General features: G+C 68.4%; 24 protein-coding genes, 1 tRNA gene and 1 pseudogene. 11 read left to right on the plus strand and 15 right to left on the minus strand.

Translation table 11 applies throughout. The annotated features are described in order from the left end of the window. Positions 1 to 167 (minus strand): annotated as a pseudogene (locus A9X04_RS30415) (peptidase M42); the annotation flags it as partial. 69 nt (positions 168 to 236) lie between these two features. Beyond that, a complete protein-coding gene (locus A9X04_RS14320; protein ID WP_067921375.1) occupies positions 237 to 1,457 on the minus strand; it encodes a cytochrome P450 in 1,221 nt (406 codons plus the stop codon). Between the two features lie 190 nt (positions 1,458 to 1,647). On the opposite strand from A9X04_RS14320, the gene A9X04_RS14325 reads away from it, so the two are divergent. From A9X04_RS14325 to A9X04_RS14335, 3 genes are all read left to right on the plus strand, one after another. Then, positions 1,648 to 2,196, plus strand: coding sequence for a TetR/AcrR family transcriptional regulator (locus tag A9X04_RS14325; RefSeq protein WP_067921377.1), 549 nt, complete (start codon positions 1,648 to 1,650; stop codon positions 2,194 to 2,196). 66 nt (positions 2,197 to 2,262) lie between these two features. Next, a complete protein-coding gene (locus A9X04_RS14330; RefSeq protein WP_067921379.1) occupies positions 2,263 to 2,871 on the plus strand; it encodes a TetR/AcrR family transcriptional regulator in 609 nt (202 codons plus the stop codon). Beyond that, positions 2,868 to 3,692, plus strand: coding sequence for a hypothetical protein (locus tag A9X04_RS14335; protein WP_067921381.1), 825 nt, complete (start codon positions 2,868 to 2,870; stop codon positions 3,690 to 3,692). Before A9X04_RS14330 ends, A9X04_RS14335 begins: the two co-directional genes overlap by 4 nt. Positions 3,693 to 3,979: 287 nt before the next feature. Here the strand turns inward: A9X04_RS14335 and A9X04_RS14340 are convergent, their stop codons facing one another. From A9X04_RS14340 to tpx, 3 genes are all read right to left on the minus strand, one after another. Continuing rightward, positions 3,980 to 4,855 (minus strand): glycine betaine ABC transporter substrate-binding protein, encoded by an 876-nt coding sequence (locus tag A9X04_RS14340; protein ID WP_067921383.1) that lies wholly within the window; start codon positions 4,853 to 4,855, stop codon positions 3,980 to 3,982. Positions 4,856 to 4,870: 15 nt separating this feature from the next. Continuing rightward, positions 4,871 to 5,656 (minus strand): VOC family protein, encoded by a 786-nt coding sequence (locus A9X04_RS14345; RefSeq protein WP_067921385.1) that lies wholly within the window; start codon positions 5,654 to 5,656, stop codon positions 4,871 to 4,873. Positions 5,657 to 5,873: 217 nt separating this feature from the next. Continuing rightward, on the minus strand, positions 5,874 to 6,368 hold the full coding sequence (tpx, locus tag A9X04_RS14350; RefSeq protein ID WP_067921387.1) for a thiol peroxidase: 495 nt from the start codon (positions 6,366 to 6,368) through the stop codon (positions 5,874 to 5,876). A gap of 223 nt (positions 6,369 to 6,591) precedes the next feature. Here tpx and A9X04_RS14355 point away from each other — a divergent pair, with 223 nt between their 5' ends. Then, the gene (locus A9X04_RS14355; RefSeq protein ID WP_156764354.1) at positions 6,592 to 7,497 is read left to right on the plus strand and encodes a hypothetical protein; all 906 of its coding nucleotides are present in this window, start codon (positions 6,592 to 6,594) and stop codon (positions 7,495 to 7,497) included. Positions 7,498 to 7,671: 174 nt separating this feature from the next. Here A9X04_RS14355 and A9X04_RS14360 read toward each other — a convergent pair. From A9X04_RS14360 to A9X04_RS14380, 5 genes are all read right to left on the minus strand, one after another. Beyond that, positions 7,672 to 7,747: transfer RNA gene (locus tag A9X04_RS14360), tRNA-Ala, on the minus strand. A gap of 50 nt (positions 7,748 to 7,797) precedes the next feature. Further along, positions 7,798 to 8,838, minus strand: coding sequence for a gephyrin-like molybdotransferase receptor GlpR (gene glpR / locus A9X04_RS14365; RefSeq protein WP_067921391.1), 1,041 nt, complete (start codon positions 8,836 to 8,838; stop codon positions 7,798 to 7,800). 164 nt (positions 8,839 to 9,002) lie between these two features. Next, positions 9,003 to 9,656: a GNAT family N-acetyltransferase gene (locus A9X04_RS14370; RefSeq protein WP_197509170.1), complete on the minus strand. Its 654-nt coding sequence runs from the start codon at positions 9,654 to 9,656 to the stop codon at positions 9,003 to 9,005. A 21-nt stretch (positions 9,657 to 9,677) separates the two neighbouring features. Continuing rightward, entirely contained in the window at positions 9,678 to 10,970 is a 1,293-nt protein-coding gene (gene glp, locus A9X04_RS14375) for a gephyrin-like molybdotransferase Glp (protein WP_067921392.1), read from the minus strand. An 81-nt stretch (positions 10,971 to 11,051) separates the two neighbouring features. Continuing rightward, positions 11,052 to 11,963, minus strand: a complete 912-nt coding sequence (locus tag A9X04_RS14380) for a UTP--glucose-1-phosphate uridylyltransferase (RefSeq protein ID WP_067921394.1) — start codon at positions 11,961 to 11,963, stop codon at positions 11,052 to 11,054. 76 nt (positions 11,964 to 12,039) lie between these two features. On the opposite strand from A9X04_RS14380, the gene A9X04_RS14385 reads away from it, so the two are divergent. From A9X04_RS14385 to mscL, 4 genes are all read left to right on the plus strand, one after another. Continuing rightward, complete coding sequence (locus A9X04_RS14385; protein ID WP_067921396.1) at positions 12,040 to 12,639, plus strand: 5-formyltetrahydrofolate cyclo-ligase; 600 nt, start codon at positions 12,040 to 12,042, stop codon at positions 12,637 to 12,639. Between the two features lie 88 nt (positions 12,640 to 12,727). Then, a complete protein-coding gene (locus A9X04_RS14390; protein WP_067921397.1) occupies positions 12,728 to 13,042 on the plus strand; it encodes an FmdB family zinc ribbon protein in 315 nt (104 codons plus the stop codon). A 67-nt stretch (positions 13,043 to 13,109) separates the two neighbouring features. Continuing rightward, the gene (locus tag A9X04_RS14395) at positions 13,110 to 13,790 is read left to right on the plus strand and encodes an SAF domain-containing protein (RefSeq protein WP_067921399.1); all 681 of its coding nucleotides are present in this window, start codon (positions 13,110 to 13,112) and stop codon (positions 13,788 to 13,790) included. A gap of 67 nt (positions 13,791 to 13,857) precedes the next feature. Then, positions 13,858 to 14,316: a large-conductance mechanosensitive channel protein MscL gene (mscL, locus tag A9X04_RS14400; RefSeq protein WP_067921402.1), complete on the plus strand. Its 459-nt coding sequence runs from the start codon at positions 13,858 to 13,860 to the stop codon at positions 14,314 to 14,316. A gap of 21 nt (positions 14,317 to 14,337) precedes the next feature. On the opposite strand, the gene A9X04_RS14405 is transcribed toward mscL, so the two are convergent. The 5 genes from A9X04_RS14405 to rpmF form a co-directional block, all read right to left on the minus strand. Next, on the minus strand, positions 14,338 to 14,895 hold the full coding sequence (locus A9X04_RS14405) for a molybdenum cofactor biosynthesis protein B (protein WP_067921405.1): 558 nt from the start codon (positions 14,893 to 14,895) through the stop codon (positions 14,338 to 14,340). Continuing rightward, positions 14,895 to 16,373, minus strand: coding sequence for a S1C family serine protease (locus tag A9X04_RS14410; protein ID WP_067921407.1), 1,479 nt, complete (start codon positions 16,371 to 16,373; stop codon positions 14,895 to 14,897). The genes A9X04_RS14405 and A9X04_RS14410 overlap by 1 nt, the downstream gene beginning before the upstream one ends. Positions 16,374 to 16,449: 76 nt before the next feature. Beyond that, a complete protein-coding gene (locus A9X04_RS14415; protein ID WP_067921409.1) occupies positions 16,450 to 17,994 on the minus strand; it encodes a HAMP domain-containing sensor histidine kinase in 1,545 nt (514 codons plus the stop codon). A 16-nt stretch (positions 17,995 to 18,010) separates the two neighbouring features. Next, positions 18,011 to 18,697 (minus strand): two-component system response regulator MprA, encoded by a 687-nt coding sequence (mprA, locus tag A9X04_RS14420; RefSeq protein WP_067921411.1) that lies wholly within the window; start codon positions 18,695 to 18,697, stop codon positions 18,011 to 18,013. A 66-nt stretch (positions 18,698 to 18,763) separates the two neighbouring features. Continuing rightward, positions 18,764 to 18,937, minus strand: a complete 174-nt coding sequence (gene rpmF, locus A9X04_RS14425) for a 50S ribosomal protein L32 (RefSeq protein ID WP_067921413.1) — start codon at positions 18,935 to 18,937, stop codon at positions 18,764 to 18,766. A 289-nt stretch (positions 18,938 to 19,226) separates the two neighbouring features. Between rpmF and A9X04_RS14430 the strand changes: the two genes are divergently transcribed. Genes A9X04_RS14430 through A9X04_RS14440 form a run of 3 tightly spaced genes read left to right on the plus strand, consistent with a single transcriptional unit; the run spans position 19,227 to position 23,673 of the window. Next, positions 19,227 to 20,936 carry an acyclic terpene utilization AtuA family protein gene (locus A9X04_RS14430; RefSeq protein ID WP_067921415.1) on the plus strand — a complete coding sequence of 570 codons (1,710 nt, stop codon included), beginning with the start codon at positions 19,227 to 19,229 and terminating at the stop codon, positions 20,934 to 20,936. After that, positions 20,933 to 22,081 carry an acyl-CoA dehydrogenase family protein gene (locus A9X04_RS14435; protein ID WP_067921417.1) on the plus strand — a complete coding sequence of 383 codons (1,149 nt, stop codon included), beginning with the start codon at positions 20,933 to 20,935 and terminating at the stop codon, positions 22,079 to 22,081. The genes A9X04_RS14430 and A9X04_RS14435 overlap by 4 nt, the downstream gene beginning before the upstream one ends. Then, a complete protein-coding gene (locus tag A9X04_RS14440) occupies positions 22,078 to 23,673 on the plus strand; it encodes an acyl-CoA carboxylase subunit beta (RefSeq protein ID WP_067921419.1) in 1,596 nt (531 codons plus the stop codon). The genes A9X04_RS14435 and A9X04_RS14440 overlap by 4 nt, the downstream gene beginning before the upstream one ends. Positions 23,674 to 23,677 lie beyond the last annotated feature (4 nt).

Genomic DNA, 23,677 nt, shown 5'->3' on the forward strand with positions numbered 1-23,677 from the left:
ATGTACCCGATCAGGTTGCCGGCGTCGTCGGTCCACATGTCGTCGACGACGGGTCGCAGTTCGCGGGCGCACACCGCGCGGACGTCGGCTTCCTGGCCGCACGGCCCGTAGGCCCACAGCAGTTCCTGCAACAGGCCGTCGGTGGCGGTGTGCTCGCGCGTCGGCATGCGGTCCTTTCGGATTCGTGACTCGGTCCGAAGGGATCAGTACCCGCGTCAAGTGGCGGGCAATCGCGCTTACGCGTACGCGAGTTCCAGGCGTTCGAGGCGCCGCACCAGGAGACTGGGGAGCCACTTTCCGACGTCGGCGGCCGTGATGTTCGACGTCCGCGCGAGCAGCTCGCCCAGGACGATGTTCGCCTCCAGTCGCGCCAGCGCCGCTCCGACGCAGAAGTGGATGCCCTTGCCGAAGCTGATGTGTCCCTTCCCCGCGGGCCGATCGAGTCGAAACTCTTCCGGATCGTCGAAGTGCGCGGGATCCCTGTTCGCCGCTCCCCACAACAGAAGCAGCCGCGAACCCGACGGTAATTCGGCGCCGCATAGTTCGGTGTCGTTGACGACGTGCCGGTAGTGGCCCCGGAAAGGCGGTTCGTAGCGCAGCACCTCTTCCAGGAACGCCCCGAGCAAATCCGGCCGATCGCGCACCTGCCGCTGGACGTCCGGCCGCGTCGCCAAAACCCAAGCGGCAGAACCGATCAAGGAGGCGGTCGATTCACCCCCTGCACTGAACAAGGTGATCATGATCGCTAGCGCGGCCAAGTCGTCCAGTTCGCCGGAGGCGCACGCGACGGCGAGGTCTCCCAGCAGATTGTCCTGTGGGTGGCTTGCCGCGTTCCGGAACTGTTCGGTGACGTAGCCACTGAGCTCCATCACGGCCACCCCGGCGGCATCCAGCTGAGCTTGGGTGACCAGCCCTTCGACCACCTGGGTGGCGGAGTAACCCCATTGGATGATCGTGTCGGTGTCGGCGTCGGGGACACCGATGATCCTCCCGACGATCATCATGGGTAGCCGATTGGCCATCGCGCTCATCCATTCGATGCGTGCGCCTCGCGCGTGGCGATCCCACAGGCGGGCAGCGGTGTCGGCGATGAATGGCTCGAAGGCGCGGATGCGCTTCGCCGCCAGCTGTGGAAGCAACATCTTTCGATGCGCCGAATGGACCGGTTCGTCAGCGGTCGCCAACGCTTGAGTGGGACCGCCGAGTTCTCCCATGGGGAAGGCGTCGACGCCGCCGCCGGGCTGATACATCATCGTCGCCGTCAGGTTGGACGAGAAGTCGGCACAGCGTGCGACAACCTCGTTCACGGCTTCCCAACTGCTCACCGCGTAGAAGCCAGATTCGCCGATGCGATGGACGTGTCCGGCCCGGTGCATTTGTTCGTAGAGCAACTGCGGATCTTGGATGAACCGCTCGTCGAACAGCGCGAGCCCGAGGCCGCCGGCATTCGAATCCATTGCTCAACGCTGAGTTCCCACGACATCTGCCGTCAATGGACATGCCGAAAGTTGCAATCCGCAGGGCCATCCTGGCGCGTCCGCCGTCTCACCTGCGTTGAGCCAGCTGCGCCGATGCTGGAACATATGGCTGAGCTCGTCTCAGATGTGAGAACGCATGGACCCGACTACTCAGGGGAGGGAAACGCCCATGGCCGGCCATGACTGGGTACTCGGTGGCGATCGTCGGGCCGCCGCGGCGGATCGTATCTACGCTGCCGCGACCGATCTCGTGCTACGCGAGGGGCTGGATGCGTTCGACATCGACTCCCTGGCGGCGCGGGTGCACTGCTCAAGAGCCACCATCTATCGCTACGCCGGCGGCAAGGCCCAGATCCGAGACGCGGTGTTGATCCGCCTGTCGGCCGGGATCATCGAGACGGTCCGGCGTGCCGTGGATGGGCTGAGCGGCCCCGACCGCGTCATCACCGCCGTCACCGTCGCGCTCGAACAGATCAGGACGGACCCGCTGCGGCGGCTGATGCTCAGTCCGGGCAGTTCCCCGGATCTTGGCGAGTTGCATTCGTCCCCGGTGCTCAGTCACCTCGCCGCCGAGCTCACGGGAATCGCCGACGACCCGGAGGCGGCGCAGTGGATCGTGCGCGTGGTGTTGTCCCTGGCTTACTGGCCGCTCGCGAACAGTCGCGTCGAACGAAGAGTCTTGGAGCGGTTCCTGGCTCCGGGCTTCACACGTGAGTGAACGGGCGGTGCCATTCGCTGACGGCCGTCATTGACGATCGTCAGCGAATGGCGGTACCGTCCGTCCATGGAGTCGTCGCACGCCCCAGCGGTGGCCGAGGCATCGGCCGTTGGCGCACGGGAGGCGCGCCGGCTGGAAACCCGGGCGCGCCTGTTCGACGCCGCGTTGACCGAATTCGCGCGGAGGGGGCTGGCCGCCGCCGACGTGAGCGCGATCGCCGCCGCGGCCGGCGTGGTGCGCGGAACGTTCTACTTCCACTTCCCCACCAAGGAGCACGTTCTCGCCGAGTTGGAGCGCAACGAGGAAACCCGGATCATCAGCGAACTCGGCGACGCCAAGGGTGATCTCGCATCGGTATTGTCGAGGCTCGTCGCTCACGTGCTGGCCGCCGAAAGTCGTTTGGGTGCAGCGGTTTTCCGCGACATGCTCGGTCTGCACTTCTCGTCGTCGCGTCCGGTCGAGGACGAGCTGACGCAACACCCGCTCGCGGGATTTCTGGTGGGCGTGATCGCCCGGGCGCAATCCGCGGGGCAGGCCCGCACGGAGATTGACGCCGCGGAACTCGCGACGTTCTTCCTTACCGGGCTGTTCGCCCTGCTGGCCACCGGAACACCCGACCCGGCGCAGTTAAGCCGTTACGTGACAACGATTGTCAAGGGAATGGAGAAGCGATGAACGGTACGGGCATCGAGGGCTACCGGGAATTCTTGGCCCGACGTGACGGCGAGGCCGACTTGCTCAACCGGCGGTTGGCCAATCGCGAGCGATTCTTCGCTCAACTCGAGGCCAATCCGGTCCGGTCGGCCCACCCTGTCGATCAACAGACATTCCATCGCAACCTGCGCCGCCGTCGCCCGGAGGCCGGGCTGGACAGGAAAATGCTGTTCCTCTTGGCGACGGCCAAGCTGAATCAGGCGGAACGGTTCGGCGTCGGGCTTGGCGAAACCTATGGGCGCAACAGCGATCAGAACCTGCCGCCCGAAAACGTCTACCTCGAGCTCGAGGAGCATTACCACACCCGCCTACTCGCGTATGCGCTCGACATCTTCGATCTGACGTTCCAAGTGGTTCCCCCGCCTTTCGTGATGCGACAGTTCGTCAAAACCGGGGTCTTCATGCCCGCACGGTTGGGCTTCCTGTTCGTCGGGGCCGCAGAGATGGCGGGCTGCATCATGTTCGACGAATTGCGCCGCGCCGGCAGGGAACTGTTCGCCGACGAACCGGACGTCGCCGAGCGAATCGAACTGCTCTACAGCGACATCCTGACCGACGAGATCGGTCACGTGGGGTACTGCGCATCGCGTTGCACCGCTGCGGAACGGGCGATCATGCGCCGCATCTATCCGCTCATTGGGCGCCTGTTCGCCGGCCAAACGGCCGAAATCAGCTTGCTGATCGATCCGAAGGCGTTGCACGCCCGGCTCGACCGGCCTTTCAACGTCGAAGAACTCACGGCCGACCTGGACAACGAAACGTACCTGGTCACTCACCCATGACGGGCGACCGCGCCGTGATCCCGCTCCGTCGGGAGCCAGGAAACGAAGGATCCGCCGAAAAGTGAATGGTTCCCGCTCGCCGACTATGGCCGGGGACCGCTCGCGGGGCAGACTCGACGTCGGAGGGGCTGAACCGAGTCCTATAGGAACGAGCCCGAGGCCAGGCCGTGCCGCTCAAGAAGAGGGCGGTAGCGCGAGGCATCACCCTTTCAGCCCCTCCCAAATCGGTCGATCCGGTCTGGGTGCGCAGCCGAGCAGTGGTACAGCACGCCGCCCAACTATTTAGGTCAGCCGTTCCCGTCCGGGTCGCCGATCGCCCGGCCGAAATCACTGATCCTCGTCAGGCCGTAGCGCGCCGCGGTCGCGGCGGTCACGACGACGCCGTTCTTGTTCTCGGCCGGCGCCGGCTGCAGAGCCACAAGGCCCGTTCCCTGCAACGCCTGGTCAAGCGCCGCGTGGGCTTGGTGCGGATCCGAGATCGGGCTCCCGCTGTCGTCCAGGTACGCGAGGAGGCTGCCCACGTACTCGGGGATGAGGCCGACTGTGCCGTCGCGGAGCAACGGAAAGTAGGTGTCGCGGTTGCCGATCTCGAGGCGCCGCTCGACCGGAAAGCCTGCGTCCGCCAGCGCGTGGGCGTAAAGCTCGGCCACGGTCACGCTCTCGGCGAAGTTGGCCGACCCGATGACGATCGCCGGTCGGTCCCTCCGCGGTGCGCGTGGCGGCAGGCCGTGCCGCCTCTCGGTCAGGAATTCGGCCGCCGCCGCCGCCGGAGATGCCCCGCCCAGGACGCGGCCATTGAGGTCGGCGAGGCGCTCGGTCGTGAGTTCCGCGCTCACGGCATCGATGGTCGCGGCGAGGCCGTCGCCGTGCGCGACGCGCACCTCGTCGCGCAGGATCGGCGTCACGCTCTCGGCGGGCTGAGCGTGCAGGTCATCCTCGAGCAGAACGAAGTCGCCGGCGAGCAGGCGCGGATCGGTCGTGAAGAGCACGCCGACCTGAATCTCCCCCGTTGTGAGCGCGTCGACAGTGCGCGGCCCGCCGGCATCGGTGACACGAAATTCCTTGAAGGTAAGCCCGTACCGCGCGCGCAGCAGCGGCAGACAGAGCAGTTCGGTGCGGCACTCGGGACCGGAGCCGAACACCAACGTCTTGGCCAGGATCACGCCCGGCTCCGCGGTTCACGGGTCAAGCTTGTCGCTTTCGAAGACCAGGAAGCTCGCCCCCTGCGGGTCGCGCAGCAGGCTGAAGACACCCTTCGGCTGTTCGGTCGGCCCCGCGAGAACCGCACCGCCGGCGGCGATGGCGGCTGCGCCGGTCTCCGCGACGTCGGTCACGACGAAGTAGGGCAGCCAGCGCGAAGGTGCGCCGGCGTCCGCCGCCGTCAGACCGCGCAGCCCGCCGTTGTCCCGCGGTCCGACACGAATCACCCAGTAGGGCACCGGCATGCCGGCGAGGAACTCGATGCGCCAGTCGAACAGCCCCGAGTAGAAGGCGATCGCCGCATCGACATCCGGGGTGGCCAGCTCATTCCACGTCAGGTACCCGGGCTCGTTCACGCGGGTCGCGCCGAAGTACCGACCGGGCTCACAGAGGTGGATGACGGGCCCGTGCGGATCGCGCACGACCACCAACCTCCCTCGGTCTCCGAAATCCAGTGGCCCGGCGAGGATGCTGCCGCCCAACGCACGGGCACGGGCGGCCGCCGCGTCGACGTCGGCGACCGAGACGTGCGAGTTCCAGCGTGTCTCACCGCCGGCGGGGTCGCCCGCAGGCAGGGCATAGAGCCCAGCGACCTCCTCGCGTTCTCGGCAAAAGACCGTGTACGCGCGCCCGTCCGCCATGCGCCGCTCGTCCGGGGTCCAGCCGAAGAGCGTTCCATAGAACGCTGCGGCCGCCGCCGGCTCAGTCGTGGCAAGGTCGACCCAGCTGAACGTCCCCTCCGCGTACCCGGTGCGCGCTCCCATGAGGGGCAGCCTATCCAAGCGCTAACGGCGCTGCAGGCCCATCTGGCTGGAGACGCCAACCGATAGATTGCGCCGCTCATGCGCGTTCGACGATCGATCGCGATGCCGCCGCAGATCCAACTTCGTTGGCGCACTGAGTCGTCCCGGAATGGTCCCGTATTCATCGGAACCTTTGCGGTGACGCCCATCCGGCGGGCGGTACCACCCGCGACGACGCTCAGCTCAGCGCGGCCAGCGCAGAGTCGTAGTCAGGCTCCTGCTCGATTTCCGGGACCAACTCCGTGTACGCGACGTAGCCGTCGGCGTCAATCACCACGATGGCCCTTGCAAGGAGCCCGGCCATCGCGCCGTTGGTCATCGTGACGCCGTAGTCTTCGCCGAAGCTGTCACGGAACGCCGAAGCCGTCTTGACGTGCTCGATGCCCTCTGCACTGCAGAATCGTTGAAACGTGAAAGGCAGGTCTTTCGACACACAGAGCACGCACACACCGCTCGCGGCGGCGCGCTCGTTGAAGTGCCGTACGGTCGCCGCACAAACCGGCATGTCGACCGACGGAAAAATGTTCAGCACCAACGGTTTGCCGCGGAACTGCTCGATGCCGACCTCCCATAGGTCGTGGCCGGTCAAATTAAAGGTGGGGGCTTTAGATCCGAGGGCAGGCAGTTCGCCGATAGTGTTGATGGGATTTCCACTCAAGGTTATCTGTGCCATGGGCACAGTGTGCCAATTGCCGATCAGGCCCGCTCGAGTTACGTCGCGATCCCAGAGTTGACGGAGTCCTCGGTGACCAGTTGCACGTCGCAGGCGGGCTGATCCCGGCCTCCAGACACAACGTGCGGTAGCGAGAGCATCAGGCCAGCGCCCTTTAGGACGGTCGACATGAACGCGGCGCGAGGGCCAGCCGGCAGGGCGCATCTGGGCAATAATCATCCGCATGAGTGACGGACTCAAACGCCGCTGGCAACGTGCAACTCAGCTCACTTATCTCAGCACTTTCGAACGCAGACTCAACCGATCGCTCTGGGGTCTGGCATGGGTTGCGTTGATCTACTCCGTTGCCGAGCATGTTTGGCTGGCCGACAATCCCGAAGCCTTCCCAGGTGCTGAGCGGCTCGGCGACCTTCTTTTCCACCTCGCACTCGAATACGTGACGGCATTCATTTTCTACCTGCTGATAGTCCGGCTGCCGTTGCGGCGAGATCGCCAAAACATCTACAGGAACCTAGAACCGTTGCTATCTCGCGTCGTCGGCGAGGCGACCGCCCTCATGGGCACGTTGCACCAAGCGGCCGGGTTCGATAGCCAACGAGAGAATACGTTGGCGCACGTCCAAGAGACCTGTAGCAAGATTGGGCCCGAAACGCCCACGAAGATGCTGATCGCGTCGGCCGCCCCAGCCGCACACGCGCCCATGCTTGACGCGATTCACTATCATATGGAGCGCGCCCGCCGCGTGAATTCCGAAATTCTCGACCTTTCAGCGTTCGTCGCGTCAGATGTCATCAGCATTGTGAACGACATCGAAAACCGGGGCTATTTCAGCGCATTCGAGTTCGTCTATCCGTTGTTCAAGGCCAACCAGCTCAGTAAGTCCGACCTGTCGTTTCTCTCTCGGCACATCTTCGACTACCTATTGCTTGCGGACCGACTGGACACCTACTGCCGCGACTTCCTTCCGGCGCCGGCACCGCGACCCGAGTACCTCATTTCGGGGACAGTGCGCGACAGCGACGAAGTTCCGCTAAGCCGCTTCTCGACCCCCGAGCGAAGAGGGGAAGGGAACGGGGCCCCAAAGAAGCCCGCTGAAGAGCCCCGAGCCCCCCGGCCGGTTAACACCTGAACAGCGCCCCAACCGCGATCACCGCGACTTCGTGTAGCGGCCGGGCCTACTGACACACACCCCGCTGCCCGCCACCTCAGAGGCATCCCGCCCGCTGAGTTCGAAGCCATCTTCGACGCCCCGAAAGGGACCGCCCAAACACCGGGCGGAATTCGATAGCCGGAGCATCACATGTGGTGGAGCTAAGGGGATTCGAACCCCTGACCTACTCGATGCGAACGAGTCGCGCTACCAACTGCGCCATAGCCCCTGATCGCTAGCAGGCTACCAGCCGCAGCCCCAACCGCCGAAATGCGAGCACTACTCGCCGACGGCTCGCGGCAAGTCCCTGGGCCAGCCGTAGTTGCGCATCGGCATCGCGTAGTCCAGGTGCTCGAAGATCGGGTCCTCGTCGTCGATCTCGAGAACCACCGCGCCGGGGCGCCGCAGCCGCGACGGCACCACGTCGTAGTCGCGGTCGTAGGCGTTCTCCACGCCCATTCGCGCCCGGGCCATCCGCTGCATCCGGCGGCGACGGATCTTCTCCTCGATGCGGGTCTGCCGGCGCAGATACGCCAGGTAGACCAGCGTGACGGCGGTGGCGGTGCCGCAGGCCCACCAGGCGGTGGGCGAAATCTTGAACGCGGCCGTGGCCGTGCCGACCAGCACCACCGCCATCACCATCAGCACGCGCTTGCGGAACTTGTACTTGCGGGCGCTGACCGCGGCGGCGGCCTTGGCGTCGAACCGGCGGCGCCGCGAGGCGCTCCGCGGCACCGGCGCCGGCATCTCCTCCTCGTCGGCCTCGGCTTCGGCTTCCGGCTCGAGTCCGGAGGAGTCGTCGACGTATTCGTATCCCTCGTCGTCGTCTTCGCCGCCGCCGCGGGCGACCACGTCGGTGTCGGAGTCCTCGTCGTCCTCGTCGGCCTCGGCTTCTTCCTCGACGACCGCTTCGACGCCCGCCGGCAGCGCCTGCGAATCCTCGACGACATCGACGTCGAGGTAGTCGGGCTCGGTGCGCTCGGGCGTCGCGATCTTCACGACGACGGGGCGCGCGGCCCGCAGCTCCTCGGTGTCGTGCTCTTCGTCGTCGTCATCCCCGGCGAGGTCGCGCTCGTCGTCAAGCTCGCCCTCGGCCGCCTCCTCCGGCGGCTTCCAGTTCGGGTCGGAGCGGTGACCGGCGGCCGGACCGCTCCGCTTGATCAGGCGGGAGTTCGCGCCACCGTTGAGGACGCGGGTCGCCAGCGCGACGTCGCTGGTGCGGCGCACGGCATCGCGTTTGCTGACCAGCATGGGCACCAAGACGAACAGCCAGAGCACTACGAGCGAGATCCACAACAGTGACTGCGGAATGCTTGGCATGACGACCTGCTCTCTTCGGTTCCGATCCCCGCGAAGCCCACCGGTGGCCAGCGCGGCCGGGTCTTAGTGACCAGGACAATTACACACCTGTAATTTGGCTCTCACAAGCACCACAAGTCACTCGTGTCGCGGTAGCCACACGCGGGCCGAGGCGCTTGGGGCGTTCAGACCCAGCTGGCCTGCCCGGCGCGGACCAGGGCCGAGGCCACCGATCCGGACACCTCTTCGGCCGTGATGGCCATCAGCAGGTGGTCGCGCCAGGCCTTGTCCACCTCGAGGTAGCGCTTCAGCAGCCCCTCCTGCCGGAACCCGACCTTCCCCAGGACCGCGCGGCTGGCGGCGTTCTCGGGCCGCACCGTCGCCTCCACGCGATGCAGCATCACCGGGCCGAAGCAGTGGTCCAGGCCCAGCGCCAACGCCGCCGTGGCCACCCCACCGCCGGTCGCCGACCGCGGCACCCAGTAGCCGATCCACGCCGACCGCAACGCCCCGTGCGTGACATTGCCGATGGTCAGCTGTCCGCAGAACTGCCCGTCGAGCTCGATCACGTACGGCAACATGCGGCCCGCGCGGGCCTCCGCGCGCAGACCGGAACACAGCGGCGGCCAGGCCGAGACCGTGTGCCGGCTCGTCCAGTCGCCCTCCGCGCTGGGCTCCCACGGCTCGAGGTGCGCGCGGTCGGCCAACCGGATGCGGCTCCACTGGGTGCCGTCGCGCATCCGCACCGCCCGTAACCGCACCACTCCCGCCGGAACCCGTAACGGACCCACGTCCAGCGGCCAACCCGGATGGCGGGCGTTGGTGCGCAACCGGTTCACCAGCGTGCGGAGCGGTTGCACTTAACCGCGCTGAGCCAGGAAGGCGACGTCGACGATCTCGCCGGTGCGGATTTGTTCGGCGCCGCTGGGCACCACCACGAGGCAGTTCGCCTCGGCGAGGGTGGCCAGCAGGTGAGAGGACGCCCCGGGGGGACCGCCAAGCGCCTGCACCAGATACTCCCCGGTCTCCTGATCGCGCATCAGCTGGCCGCGCAGGTAGCCCTTGCGACCGGCGACCGACGCGATCGGGGACAGCGTGCGGGCCTGCACGATTCGGCGCATCGGCTGACGTTTGCCCAGCGAGAGGCGGATCAGCGGCCGCACCATCACCTCGAAGACCACCAGGGCGCTCACCGGGTTCGCGGGCAGCAGGAACGTGGGGACGCCGTCGCGGCCCAGCTGACCGAATCCCTGGACGGACCCGGGATGCATCGCGACGCGGACGACTTCCATCTCCCCCAGCTCGGAAAGCACCGAGCGCACCGGCTCGGCCGCGGCGCCCCCGACACCGCCGGCGATCACCACCACCTCGGAACGGTTGACCTGGCCCTCGACGACCTCGCGGAATTCGGCAGGATCGTTGCTGACGATGCCGATGCGGTTGACCTCCGCGCCGGCATCCCGGGCCGCCGCCGCCAACGCATAAGAGTTGACGTCGTACACCTGGCCGTTGCCCGGGGTGCGCGAGATGTCGACCAGCTCGCCTCCGACGGCCATCACCGTCACCCGGGGCCGCGGATGTACCAGCACGCGCTCGCGGCCGACCGCGGCCAGCAGGCCGACCTGGGCCGCGCCGATCACCGTGCCGGCGCGCACCGCGACGTCGCCGGGCTGCACGTCGTCCCCGGTGCGGCGCACGTACGCGCCCGACGGCGCGCCCCGCAGGATCCGCACCCGCGTGCTTCCGCCATCGGTCCAGCGCAACGGGATGACGGCGTCGGCCAGCGTGGGCAGCGGGGCGCCGGTGTGCACCCTGGCGGCCTGGCGGGGTTGCAGGCGGCTGGGCGTGCGCGCACCGGCCTCGACGGTTCCCATCACGGGCAGGACCAGGCCCTCGCGGCGGTCTTCGTCGAGCTCCGCGTCGCCGGGCGGCTCACCCAGGGCGTCGACGCCCACTTCGCCGACGCCCAGCACGTCGACGCTGCGCACCGCGTAACCGTCGATCGCGGCCTGATCGAAACCGGGCATCGGGCGCTCGGTGACGACTTCCTCGGCACACATCAATCCCTGCGCCTCGGCGATGGCCACCCGGATGGGCCGCGGAGCCACCGCGGCGGCCGTTATCCGGGCCTGCTGCTCCTCCACAGAACGCACAGCGCGCCTCTCTGCCCTACTGCCCTGACGGGCCGCTAACGACCTGACGGGCACCGTCGCGAGCCGGGCGTTGTAGACCGGCTACTTCTCGGCCAGGCCTAACCGCGCCACCAACCATCGCCGCAAATCGGGGCCGTAGTCGTCACGATCCAATGCAAAGTCAACCGCAGCCTTGAGGTAGCCGCCGGGATTTCCCAAGTCGTGTCGAGATCCGTGATGCACGACGACATGCACGGGGTGGCCCTCGGAAATGAGCAACGCGATCGCGTCGGTGAGCTGGACTTCGCCGCCCACGCCGCGGTCGACGCGGCGCAACGCGTCGAAGATGGCGCGGTCGAGCACGTAGCGGCCCGCCGCGGCCAACATCGAGGGGGCGTCCTCGCGCTTGGGCTTCTCGACCATGCCCTTGACCTTCAGCACGTCAGGGTTGTCGCCCCCGGGCACCGGATCGACGTCGAAAACGCCGTAGGCGCTGATCTCCTCGGGCGTCACCTCGATGGCGCACAACACCGTGCCGCCGTACTGCGCGCGCACCTTCGACATCGTTTCCAGGACGCCGGTGGGCAGCACCAGGTCGTCGGGCAGCAGGACCATCACGGCGTCCTCGTCGGGCGCCAGGGCGGGCTCCACGCAGCTGATGGCGTGTCCCAGTCCGAGCGGCTCGGCCTGGACGACGGACTCGACCTTGATCAGCTGCGGGGCGCGGCGCACCTTGTCGAGCATCGCTTTCTTGCCGCGCGCCTCCAGCGTCCCCTCGAGGACCAGGTCCTCGACGAAATGCGCGACGACGCCGTCCTTGCCCTCGGAGGTGATGATCACCAGGCGGTCGGCGCCCGCCTCGGCCGCCTCGGCCGCGACCAGCTCGATGCCGGGGGTGTCGACGACCGGCAGCAACTCCTTGGGCACCGTTTTCGTCGCGGGCAGGAAGCGGGTACCAAGACCGGCGGCGGGCACGATCGCCGTGTGTGGGACCACCACTTTTGGGCTGGACATTGTTCACACGATAACCCGAACGCGGTTCGCCGAGTCGATGTGGCGCGGGCGAAGAGTCGGCTGCCATGGTTGACATATGGCGACCCCCAGCAAGGCCGCGTTGCGTTCGCAGCTGCAGGCGGCCCGGCGCCGCGTTGCCGACGACGTGCGGGCCCGCGAGGCGCGCATGCTGTGCGAGCACCTGGAAGGCGCGGAAAACGTCGTGAGCAGCGGCAACACGGTGTGCGCCTATGTGCCGGTGGGCGCCGAGCCCGGCTCGCTCGAAATGCTCGACGTGTTGCTGCGGCGCGCCGGACGGGTCCTGTTGCCGGTGGCGCGGACCACGGCCGACGACGCGCCGCAGCCGTTGCGCTGGGGCGAATACCGGCGCGGCGCACTGACCTCCGCGCGGTGGGGACTGCTGGAGCCGCCGGAGCCGTGGCTCGCGGCATCGGCGATCGCGGAGGCGAGCCTGATCCTGGTGCCGTCGTTGGCCGTCGACCGCCGGGGGGTGCGGTTGGGCCGGGGCCGCGGCTTCTACGACCGCTCGCTGGGCTATCGGGACCCGCGGGCGCGGCTGATCGCGGTGGTGCGCGACGCGGAGTTGGTGGACCGGTTACCCGCCGAGCGGCACGACGTACCGATGACCGATGCACTCACGCCGCGGGCCGGGTTCACCGCCCTCGATCCGCGGTGACCCATCGGGAATGAGTGACGTCACGTGGCGGTTCTAGCACTTGAGACGCTAGAGTGCTAACAAGCTTTGCAATCATCCGGAGGTATTCGTGCCGACTTACAGCTATCAGTGCACCGAGTGCGACGATCGCTTCGACATCGTGCAGGCCTTCACCGACGATGCGCTGACGACGTGTGAGCGCTGCTCCGGCCGGCTGCGCAAGCGCTTCAACTCCGTCGGGGTGGTGTTCAAGGGCAGCGGCTTCTACCGCACCGACAGCCGGGAGTCCGGCAAGAAGTCCACGACGTCGACCAACGGATCCTCATCGACCGACTCCGGATCGAGCTCGGGTTCGAGCGAGAAGTCCACCTCCAGCGAGAAGTCGACCAGCAGCGCCACGGCGCCCGCCGCCGCGTCGAGCTGACGGGGTTATCCACAACCGCGCCTCCCGCGGCATTCGCCGCTGACCTCGCTGCGCCTACCGTTGCGGCGTGGGCGAATCGTCGCTGAATCCGGCCTTGTTGAGCCGCCTTTCGGGGTGGTTGCGTCCCGATTGGAGCCGGACCGTGCTGGCGCGGCGCGTCGCCGCGGGCGGCCTGGTCGTGCTGGCCGGCATAACCGCGCTGAGTTCCGACCCCGACGGTGACTACGCCGAGGTGGTGGTCGCCGATCACGACCTGGGGCCCGGCACCGCGTTGACCCTTGCCGACGTCCGGCTCGAAAAACGTTTGACGGCAACCGTTCCCGACGGGGCACGAACCGATGTGGGCGCCGTCGTCGGTTCCACGCTGGCCGGCCCCGCCCGGCGCGGCGAGGTCCTCACCGACGTGCGGGTGCTGGGCAGCCGACTGGCCGAGGCCGCGATCGCGCCGAAGGCCGGGCCCGGCGCCCGCATCGTCCCGCTGCGTCTCGCCGACAGCGCCCTGATCGACCTCGTTCGCGTTGGCGACATCGTCGACGTGCTGGCCGCGCCGTCGACGGGGTCGCCGGAGTCGCCCCAGGCCGCGCCCAAGGTGGTGGCCACCGACGCCGTCGTGGTGCTCGTGTCCGCCAAGCCGAAAGCCCAGGCAGGAGACGGGGACCGCGTAGTGTTGGTGGCGCTGCCGGCTCGCGTGGCGAACACGGTGGCGGGCTCGGCGCTGGGTCAGGCGGTGACCCTCACCCTGCACTGAGTGCCCCGCCGCCGTTGGTCGCGCAACCGACAGCAAACTCTGTCCAATCCCAGGAAGGACATCTGGAATGTTCAAAGGGTTCAAGGAGTTTCTGTCGCGGGGCAACATCGTCGACCTCGCCGTCGCGGTCGTCATCGGTACCGCCTTCACCGCGCTGGTCACCAAGTTCACCGATAGCATCATCACGCCGCTGATCAACCGGATCGGCGTCAAACAGCAGTCCAACGTCGGCATTTTGAAGATCGGCATCGGCGGCGGCCAGACCATCGACCTGAACATCCTGCTGTCGGCCGCGATCAACTTCGTGCTGATCGCCGCGGTCGTCTACTTCTTCGTCGTGCTGCCCTACAACACGCTGCGCAAGCGCGGTGAGGTGGAGCAGGCGGACGACGCCCAGGTCGTTCTGCTCACCGAGATCCGCGACCTACTCGCCCAGACCAACGGCGACCTGTCGGGCAAGCACGGCGGAGCGGGCACGACGCCCCCTCCGGACCACGGACCCCGCGCCGACGCCGAGTCGCGGTAGCGGACGGAGCCTTTCGGGCGGTCAGATCTCCAGGCTGGACAGCTGCCCGATGATCTGGGCGGCCAGCGGGTTCAGCGTCGCCATCCCGTCGCGCACCGCATACCGGGAGCCGGCCAGGTTCACCACCAGCGTGCTGCCGGACACCCCGGCCAGACCGCGTGACAATCCGGCGTCGATGATGCCCGCGGACAGCCCCGATGCCCGAATCGCCTCGGCGATGCCCAGGATTTCGCGATCCAGGATCTCCCGGGTGGCTTCCGGGGTGACGTCACGCGGCGTGACGCCCGTGCCACCGACGGAGACCACCAGGTCGACGCCACCGATCACCGCGGTGTTGAGCGCGTTGCGGATCTCCACCTCGTCCGCCGCGACAGCGACCACGCCGTCGACCACGAAACCCGCCTCGGTCAGCAGCTCGGTGACCAGCGGACCGCTGTGGTCCTCGTCCCCGTGGGCGGTGCGATCGTCGACGACCACGACCAGGGCCCGTCCGACCACCAGCTCCGCGCCCGTCTCCATGGGTGCCACCGTATAACCGAGCTCCGACAGTCCCGCCGCCGAGGGTTCTTCGACTCGCATTACTGATCCGCCTTCCCCAGAGTCACCGGCACGGTACGGCTGCCACCACCAGCGGGATCCTGGAAGGTCAGCGAAATCTTGTCGCCGGGCGCCTTGGACCGCACGGCGGCCACCAAGGCGTCGGCGCTGTTGATCGGGCGGTCGTCGACCTTGGTGACGATCACGTTCTTGGGGACCCCGGCGGTCGCGGCCGCGCCGTTGGGCACGACGTCGACGACCTTGGCGCCCGGGGAGCCCTTGTCGTTCGTCACCTGCACGCCCAGCGAGGCGTGGGACGCCTTGCCGGTGCTGATGAGCTCGTCGGCGATGCGCTTGGCCTGATCGACCGGGATCGCGAAACCGAGCCCGATCGAACCGCTCTGCGCGTCGGGCGAGTCCGCGCCCAGGGTGGCGATCGCCGAGTTCACGCCCACCAGCTGGCCGTTCATGTTGACCAGCGCGCCGCCGGAGTTGCCGGGGTTGATCGCGGCGTCGGTCTGGATCGCGTCGAGCACGGTGTTCTGGTTGCCCGACTCACCGGTGGTGGACACCGGCCGATTCAGCGCGCTGACGATCCCGGTCGTCACCGTACCCGACAAGCCCAGCGGCGACCCGATGGCCACCACCGGCTGGCCGACGCGCAGATCCGACGAGGAACCCAGGGAAATCGGGGTCAGGCCGTTGACTCCCTGCACTCGGATCACCGCGATGTCGCTGGTCGGATCCGCGCCGACGACGGTGAACGGCGCGGTGCGGCCGTCGGAGAAGGTCACCGTCGTCTTGGGAGCCGGACCACCCGGTCCGCCACCGGGACCCCCGGGAGGGGCGGCGGGGGGAGCGCCGGGAACGCCGGGCGCCTTCGGCGGCCCCGCGGCCGCCGCGACCACGTGGTTGTTGGTGAGGATGAGCCCGTCGGCGGACAGGACGATGCCGGAGCCCTCTTCGGACTGGCGGCCCAGATCGGTCTCCAGCATGACGACGCTGGGGACCACCTTGGAGGCGACCTGTTCCACGCTGCCGGGCGGCATGTTCGCCGCGGGAACGCTGGGGGCACCGATGACGGTGCGCCCGTTGCCGTTGGACGGGTGCGTGCCCAGCTCGACGGCCGTGGCCGCGGCTCCGCCGACGCCGGCGGAGACCACCGCGATGGCCAAGGCGCCGACCGCCAACAGCCCTGCGCGGGGCCGCTTTTGGGGGCCGGGCGGCATCGGCGGCATCATGCCGGGGATCGGGCCGGTGCCGGCGGCCCCGGGCATGGGGCCTACCCCGGTCCCCCCTGGTATCCGGCCGGGGCCCGTGCCGTTGAACGGGTCGTAGGGCTGCCGAAACTGGCTCGTCTGGGATTGCTGCCGCCAGTCGAATGGCTGGCTATACGGTGGCTGATGCCCCTGGCCGTAAGCAGAGGTCCCCGGATGGGTCGGAGTGGGCGCAGGCTGATTCGGCACGGGACGGTATCCCGGCTGCTGCGGCGGTGGCGAATACCTCGGGTCATTCGTCATGTCGCTGGGTCGCACTTCCTCTATCTCGGTATTCGGCTCGTCGGCTCGACGAGCTTCTCAAACAGTAGCTGCAGACCTACCTTGCCCGCGCGGACTGAGAGTCCACTGAGATAACGTTCGCCGGTTCCCGAGAGTTCGACTGGTCGGTGGCCACCGGGACGGTGGCATCCGATCCTTCTTCGGGGTTCTCGGCGGCGGGCGCCGGATACGGGGAGAGCGGCATCGGCCGGCCGGGCAGCAGGACGTAGAACGAGGTCCCCGGCGGCTGTCCGCCGGGCACGGTGTCCTCGACGCGAAGCAGCCCACCGTGATTCAGCACGACCTTCTTGACGATCGCCAGCCCAAGGCCGGAGCCCGGCATGGCGCGTGCCGTCGTCGAACGGTAGAACCGCTCGAACACCAGGCGGCGTTCGTGCGGCGGGATGCCGGGGCCTTGATCGGACACCACCAGCTCCGCGTGCGACGGGTCGAGCTGGCGCATGGTGACGCCGACGCGCCCGCCCGGCGGGCTCCACTTGGCCGCGTTGTCCAACAGGTTCAGCACCGCCCGTGACAACCCGGCGGCGTCGCCGTACACCTGCCAGGGGGTCACGTTCACGTCGAAGTGAATGTCGTTGCGGCGCCGCCGGACTCGCTCCAGGCTGCGATCGATCACCTCGGACATGTCGACCGGCTCGTGCACCACCTGTCCGGCATCGTCGCGGGTGAGGTCCACCAGATCGCCCACCAGCGTGGACAATTCCTCGATCTGCGCCAGCACGTCGGCGCGCAGCTCGACCATCTCCTGCTCGGGCAGCCGCGGCGCGCCCGGTTCCATAGAAGCCATCAGCAGCTCGACGTTGGTGCGCAGCGACGTCAGCGGGGTGCGCAATTCGTGTCCGGCGTCGGTGACCAGCCGCGCCTGCCGCTCGCGGGATTCGGCCAGCGCACGCAGCATCAAGTTGAACGCCTCGGTGAGCCTGGCCAATTCGTCGCTGCCGAACACCGGGATGGGCCGCAGGTCGTCGGTGCGCGCCACCCGTTCGGCCGCCTCGGTCAGGCGGGCCACCGGTCGCAGACCCGCCCTGGTGACCATGCCGCCCGCCACCGCGGCGACGGCGACGCCGATGCCGCCGACGATCAGCAGCACCAGACGCAGCTTGGTCATCACCGCCTCGGTCGGTTTGAGGCTCTTGGAGATCAGCAGCGAACAGCCGTTGGGCAGGTGGATGGCCAGCACCCGCTGATCGAGCGCGGTGCGCCGGGACATGAAAAGGTCACCGCGGATCACCGCCTTTTCCGGCGCGCCGACCGGCAGCGTCTGACCCGGCTGCTGCGCGGTGTAGATCGAGTGGCCCGGGTTCACCAGCATCGCGTTGACGTCCGAATAGGCGGTGCCCTCGATGGCCTTCCCGGGGTCGGCGGCCAGTGAACCGCTGGCGATCAGCAGCTGCGCCCGGCTCTGCAACTGGTTGTCGATATCGCTATACAGCGCAGCCGAAATCACCGCATACACGGCGAACGCCATGAGCACGACCACCATCGCCACCATCGACATCGCCAGCAGCATGACGCGCCACCGCAACGACAGCGAGCTGGTGGCGCGAAGCGGAACGCGTTGGGGCCGTTGGTATCGGATCATCGTCGAATGCGGCTCGTCACGGCGGCGTCTCGCGCAGGACGTAGCCCACGCCGCGGACCGTGTGGATCAGTCGGGGTTCACCGTCGGCTTCGGTCTTGCGGCGCAAGTAGCCGACGTAGACCTCCAGCGCGTTGCCGGAGGTCGGGAAGTCGAATCCCCACACCTCTTCCAGGATCCTGCTGCGGGTGAGCACGCGGCGAGGATTGGCGATCAACATCTCCAGCAGGGCGAATTCGGTGCGCGTCAGGCTGATCTGGCGCTGCCCGCGGGTGACTTCGCGGGTCACCGGGTCCAGCGTCAGGTCGGAGAACGTCATGGCCACCGAGTCGGCGTCCTCGTCAGGCTTGGTGCGGCGCAGCAGCGCCCGCATCCGGGCCAGCAGCTCCTCCAGCGCGAACGGCTTCGGCAGGTAGTCGTCCGCGCCGGCGTCCAGCCCGGCGACCCGCTCGGAGACCGAGTCACGCGCGGTGAGCACCAGGATCGGCAGGTCGTCTCCGGTGCTGCGGAGCTGACGGCACACCTCGAGGCCGTCCAGCCGCGGCATCATCACGTCGAGGACGAGCGCGTCGGGCCGGTCGCTGGCGATCATCTCCAGCGCCTCCAGCCCGTCATGGGCCAACTCCACCGAGTAGCCATTGAAGGAAAGCGACCGCCGCAGCGACTCACGCACTGCGCGATCGTCGTCGACGACCAGTATCCGCACGGGGCTAGTGTCGTCCCGACGCCTGAGAGCGGCCTGAGAGGCGCGCCGGGTGTTTGCCGAGATTAACTAACGCCGGTCCAGGTCGATCAGGCCGAGCCGGGCGGCCTTGAGCAACCGGCGGGGGACCTTGTGCTTCTGGCCCGCGACCGTCACACCGACGAGCTCGGTCTTGGTGGCCTTCCACTGCGCGCGACGGCTACGGGTGTTCGAGCGCGACATCCTGCGCTTGGGTACGGCCATGGTCGGGCCTAACTCCTCGTGTCGGGGCGTGTCGCGGGGGGTGGCCCGGGGGGCCGAACGTGCGACGATTGCTACCAGGATAGTCGGTGGCCTGCTGCGCACCAAAACGACGGCCGCCGGCGCCCGGATTGCCGTGACGGCCGCGATCCGGCGCCGTCATACGACCGTGGTGGCGATCTCGGCGCCGGAGGCGATCGGACGTCCTTGACGGGGCACCGGCGCGACCCGCTAACCTACCGGTTGGTTGGTTGGTTCGCGCTCGCCGGTGAATCGCAGATGGGAGGACCGCATGGCCTCTGACGCTGGTCACGACCCTGTCCGGATCGCGAACTGCTCCGGGTTCTACGGCGACCGGCTGTCGGCGATGCGGGAGATGCTCACCGGCGGGGAGGTGGACTACCTCACCGGCGACTACCTGGCCGAACTGACCATGCTGATCCTGGGCCGCGACCGGATGAAGCATCCCGAGCGCGGCTATGCCAGGACCTTCCTGACCCAGCTCGAGGATTGCCTGGGCGAGGCATGCGACCGCGGCGTCCGCATCGTCGCCAACGCCGGTGGCCTCAACCCGGCCGGGCTGGCCGACGCAATCCGCGCCCTGGCCGAACGGCTCGGCATCCCGGCCCGCGTCGCCCACGTCGAGGGGGACGACCTGCTGGCGCGCGCCGCCGACCTCGGCCTGGGCACCCCCCTGACCGCCAACGCCTACCTGGGCGCGTGGGGCATCGTCGACTGCCTGGGCGACGGCGCCGACGTGGTCGTCACCGGCCGGGTCACCGACGCCTCGGTGATCGTCGGCGCCGCGGCGGCCCACTTCGGCTGGGGACGCACCGACTACGACGCTCTCGCCGGTGCCGTGGTCGCCGGCCACGTCATCGAGTGCGGCGTGCAGGCCAGCGGCGGCAACTACTCCTTCTTCACTGAAATCGCCGACCTGACCCACGCCGGCTTTCCGCTGGCCGAGGTGCACGCGGACGGCTCGTCGGTGATCACCAAGCACCCCGGCACCGGCGGCCTGGTCAGCGTCGACACCGTCACCGCGCAGCTGCTCTACGAGATCACCGGCGCCCGCTACGCCAACCCCGACGTCACCGCCCGGATGGACACCGTCGAGCTGTCCGCCGAGGGCCCCGACCGGGTGCGCATCAGCGGCGTGCGGGGCGAGCCGCCGCCGCCCACCTACAAGGTGTCGCTCAACGGCATCGGCGGATTTCGCAATTCCATGACGTTCGTGTTGACCGGGCTGGACATCGAGGCCAAGGCCGACTTGGTGCGCCGGCAGCTCGAGGCCGCGCTGACCGTCAAGCCCGCGGAGCTGCAGTGGTCGCTGGCGCGCACCGACCACACCGACGCCGACACCGAGGAAGCCGCCAGCGCGCTGCTGCACTGCGTGGTCCGCGATCCCGATCCTTCAAGCGTCGGGCGTCAATTCTCTTCGGCCGCCGTCGAGTTGGCGCTCGCCAGTTATCCCGGCTTCCACGTGACCGCCCCGCCGGGCGACGGCCAGGTCTACGGCGTGTTCACCGCCGGCTACGTCGACGCCACCCAGGTGCCGCACCTCGCGGTGCACGCCGACGGCTCCCGCGTCGAGATCCCTTGCGCCACCGAGACTCTGGAGTTGGCGCCCGCCGATCCCCCGGCGTTGCCCGAGCCGCTTCCGGACGGCCCGACCCGGCGCGTTCCGCTGGGCCGCATCGCCGGCGCGCGCAGCGGCGACAAGGGCGGCTCGGCGAACGTCGGGGTCTGGGTCCGCACCGACGAGCAGTGGCGCTGGCTGGCCAACACGCTGACCGTCGAGCTGCTCACCGAACTGCTGCCCGAGGCCGCGGAGTTCGACGTGACCCGCCACGTGCTGCCCAACCTGCGCGCGGTCAACTTCGTTGTCGACGGCATCCTGGGCCAGGGCGTCGCCTACCAGGCGCGGTTCGATCCGCAGGCCAAGGGGCTGGGCGAATGGCTGCGCGGCCGGCACGTCGACATCCCCGAAAGGCTGTTATGAATCTCTGGACGACCCCCGAGCGCGAAGCGTTGCGAAAGACCGTGCGCTCCTTCACCGAACGCGAGATCCTGCCGCACGCCGACGAGTGGGAGGGCAGCGGCGAGCTGCCGCGCGACCTGCACCGCCGGGCCGGGGACGCCGGCCTGCTGGGCGCGGGCTTTCCCGAGGCGGTCGGCGGGGGCGGCGGCGACGGCGCGGACGCGGTGATCATCTGCGAAGAGGTGCATCAGGCCGGCGCACCGGGTGGGGTTTTCGCGTCGCTGTTCACCTGCGGCATCGCGGTGCCGCACATGATCGCCTCCGGCGATCAGCGGCTGATCGAAGAGTTCGTCCGCCCGACGCTGGCCGGCGACAAGATCGGCGCGCTGGCCATCACCGAACCCGGCGGCGGCTCGGACGTGGGACACCTACGGACCTCGGCGGTGCTAGACGGCGACCACTATGTGGTCAACGGCGCCAAGACCTACATCTCCTCCGGGGTGCGCGCCGACTACGTCGTCACCGCGGTGCGCACCGGCGGTCCCGGCGCGGCGGGCGTCTCGCTGCTGGTGGTCGAGAAGGGCACGCCGGGTTTCGAGGTGAGCCGCAAGCTGGCCAAGATGGGATGGCGGTCCTCGGACACCGCCGAGCTGTCCTTCGTCGACGCCCGTGTGCCGGCGGCCAACCTGGTCGGCGCCGAGAACAGCGGCTTCCTGCAGATCGCGCAGGCGTTCGTCTCGGAACGCATCGGCCTTGCCGCGCAGGCCTATTCGAGCGCCCAGCGGTGCCTGGACCTGACGGTGCAGTGGTGCCGCGACCGCGAGACCTTCGGGCGGCCGCTGATCTCGCGGCAGTCGGTGCAGAACACGCTGGCCGAGATGGCCCGGCGCATCGACGTCGCGCGGGTCTACTCCCGCCATGTGGTCGAACGCCAACTGGCCGGTGAGGCCAACCTGATCGCCGAGGTGTGTTTCGCCAAGAACACCGCCGTCGAGGCCGGGGAATGGGTGGCCAACCAGGCCGTCCAGCTGTTCGGCGGCATGGGCTACATGGCCGAATCGGAAGTCGAGCGCCAATACCGGGACATGCGGATCCTGGGCATCGGCGGGGGAACCACCGAAATCCTGACCGCATTGGCCGCCAAAACCCTGGGATTCCAATCGTGACCACACTGAAGTCCACGCTCGACCCGAACTCCGCGGCCTACACCGACGCGGCGTCGACGGCGGCCTCGCGGCTCGACGAGATCGGCGCCGAACTCGCCAAAGCTCTTGCGGGCGGCGGGCCCAAGTACGTCGAGCGCCACCACGCCCGCGGCAAGCTGACCGCGCGGGAACGCATCGAGTTGCTCGTCGACCCCGACTCTCCGTTCCTGGAGCTCAGCCCGCTCGCGGCGTGGGGCAGCCCGTTCACCGTCGGCGCCAGCACGGTCACCGGGATCGGCGTGGTGTCGGGGGTGGAATGCCTGATCGTCGCCAACGACCCGACGGTCAAGGGCGGCACCAGCAACCCGTGGACCCTGAAAAAGATACTGCGGGCCAACCAGATCGCTTTCGAGAACCGGCTGCCCGTCATTTCGCTGGTGGAATCCGGCGGGGCGGACCTGCCCACCCAGAAAGAGATCTTCATCCCGGGTGGGCAGATGTTCCGCGACCTGACCCGCCTGTCGGCGGCCGGGATTCCCACCATCGCCCTGGTTTTCGGCAACTCCACCGCCGGCGGCGCCTACATTCCCGGCATGTCCGACCACGTCGTGATGATCAAAGAACGCTCGAAGGTGTTCCTCGCCGGTCCCCCGCTGGTCAAGATGGCCACCGGCGAAGAATCCGACGACGAGTCGCTGGGCGGCGCCGAAATGCACGCCCGCATATCGGGTTTGGCCGACTACTTCGCCGCCGACGAACTCGATGCCATCCGCATCGGGCGCCGCATCGTGGCCCGGCTGAACTGGGTCAAGCAGGGGCCGGCGCCCGGGCCGGTGACCGAGCCGCTGCTCGACGCCGAGGAGCTCATCGGGATCGTGCCCGCGGACCTGCGCGTCCCGTTCGACCCGCGCGAGGTGATCGCCCGCATCGTGGACGGCTCCGAATTCGACGAATTCAAGGCCATGTACGGTTCGTCGCTGGTCACCGGCTGGGCCCGGCTGCACGGCTACCCGCTGGGCATCCTCGCCAACGCGCGCGGCGTGCTGTTCAGCGAGGAGTCGCAGAAGGCCACCCAGTTCATTCAGCTGGCGAACCGCTCGAACACGCCATTGTTGTTCCTGCACAACACCACCGGCTACATGGTGGGCAAGGACTACGAAGAGGGCGGGATGATCAAGCACGGGTCGATGATGATCAACGCCGTGTCCAACTCGACCGTCCCGCACATCTCGCTGTTGATCGGCGCCTCCTACGGGGCCGGCCATTACGGCATGTGCGGGCGGGCCTACGACCCGAGGTTCCTGTTCGCCTGGCCCAGCGCCAAATCCGCGGTGATGGGCGGCGCCCAACTCGCGGGCGTCCTGTCGATCGCGGCCCGCGCGGCCGCCGAGGCCCGCGGCCAGCAGGTCGACGAGGACGCCGACGCCGCGATCGGCGCGGCCGTCGAGGGGCAGATCGAAGCCGAGTCGCTGCCGCTGGTGTTGTCCGGGATGCTCTACGACGACGGGGTGATCGACCCGCGCGACACCCGCACGGTGCTGGGAATGTGTTTGTCCGCCATTGCCAATGGCCCGATCAAGGGGACGTCGAACTTCGGCGTCTTCCGGATGTGAGCCC

It is taken from the genome of Mycobacterium sp. E3247 (assembly GCF_001667785.1).
Classification (GTDB): Bacteria; Actinomycetota; Actinomycetes; order Mycobacteriales; family Mycobacteriaceae; genus Mycobacterium.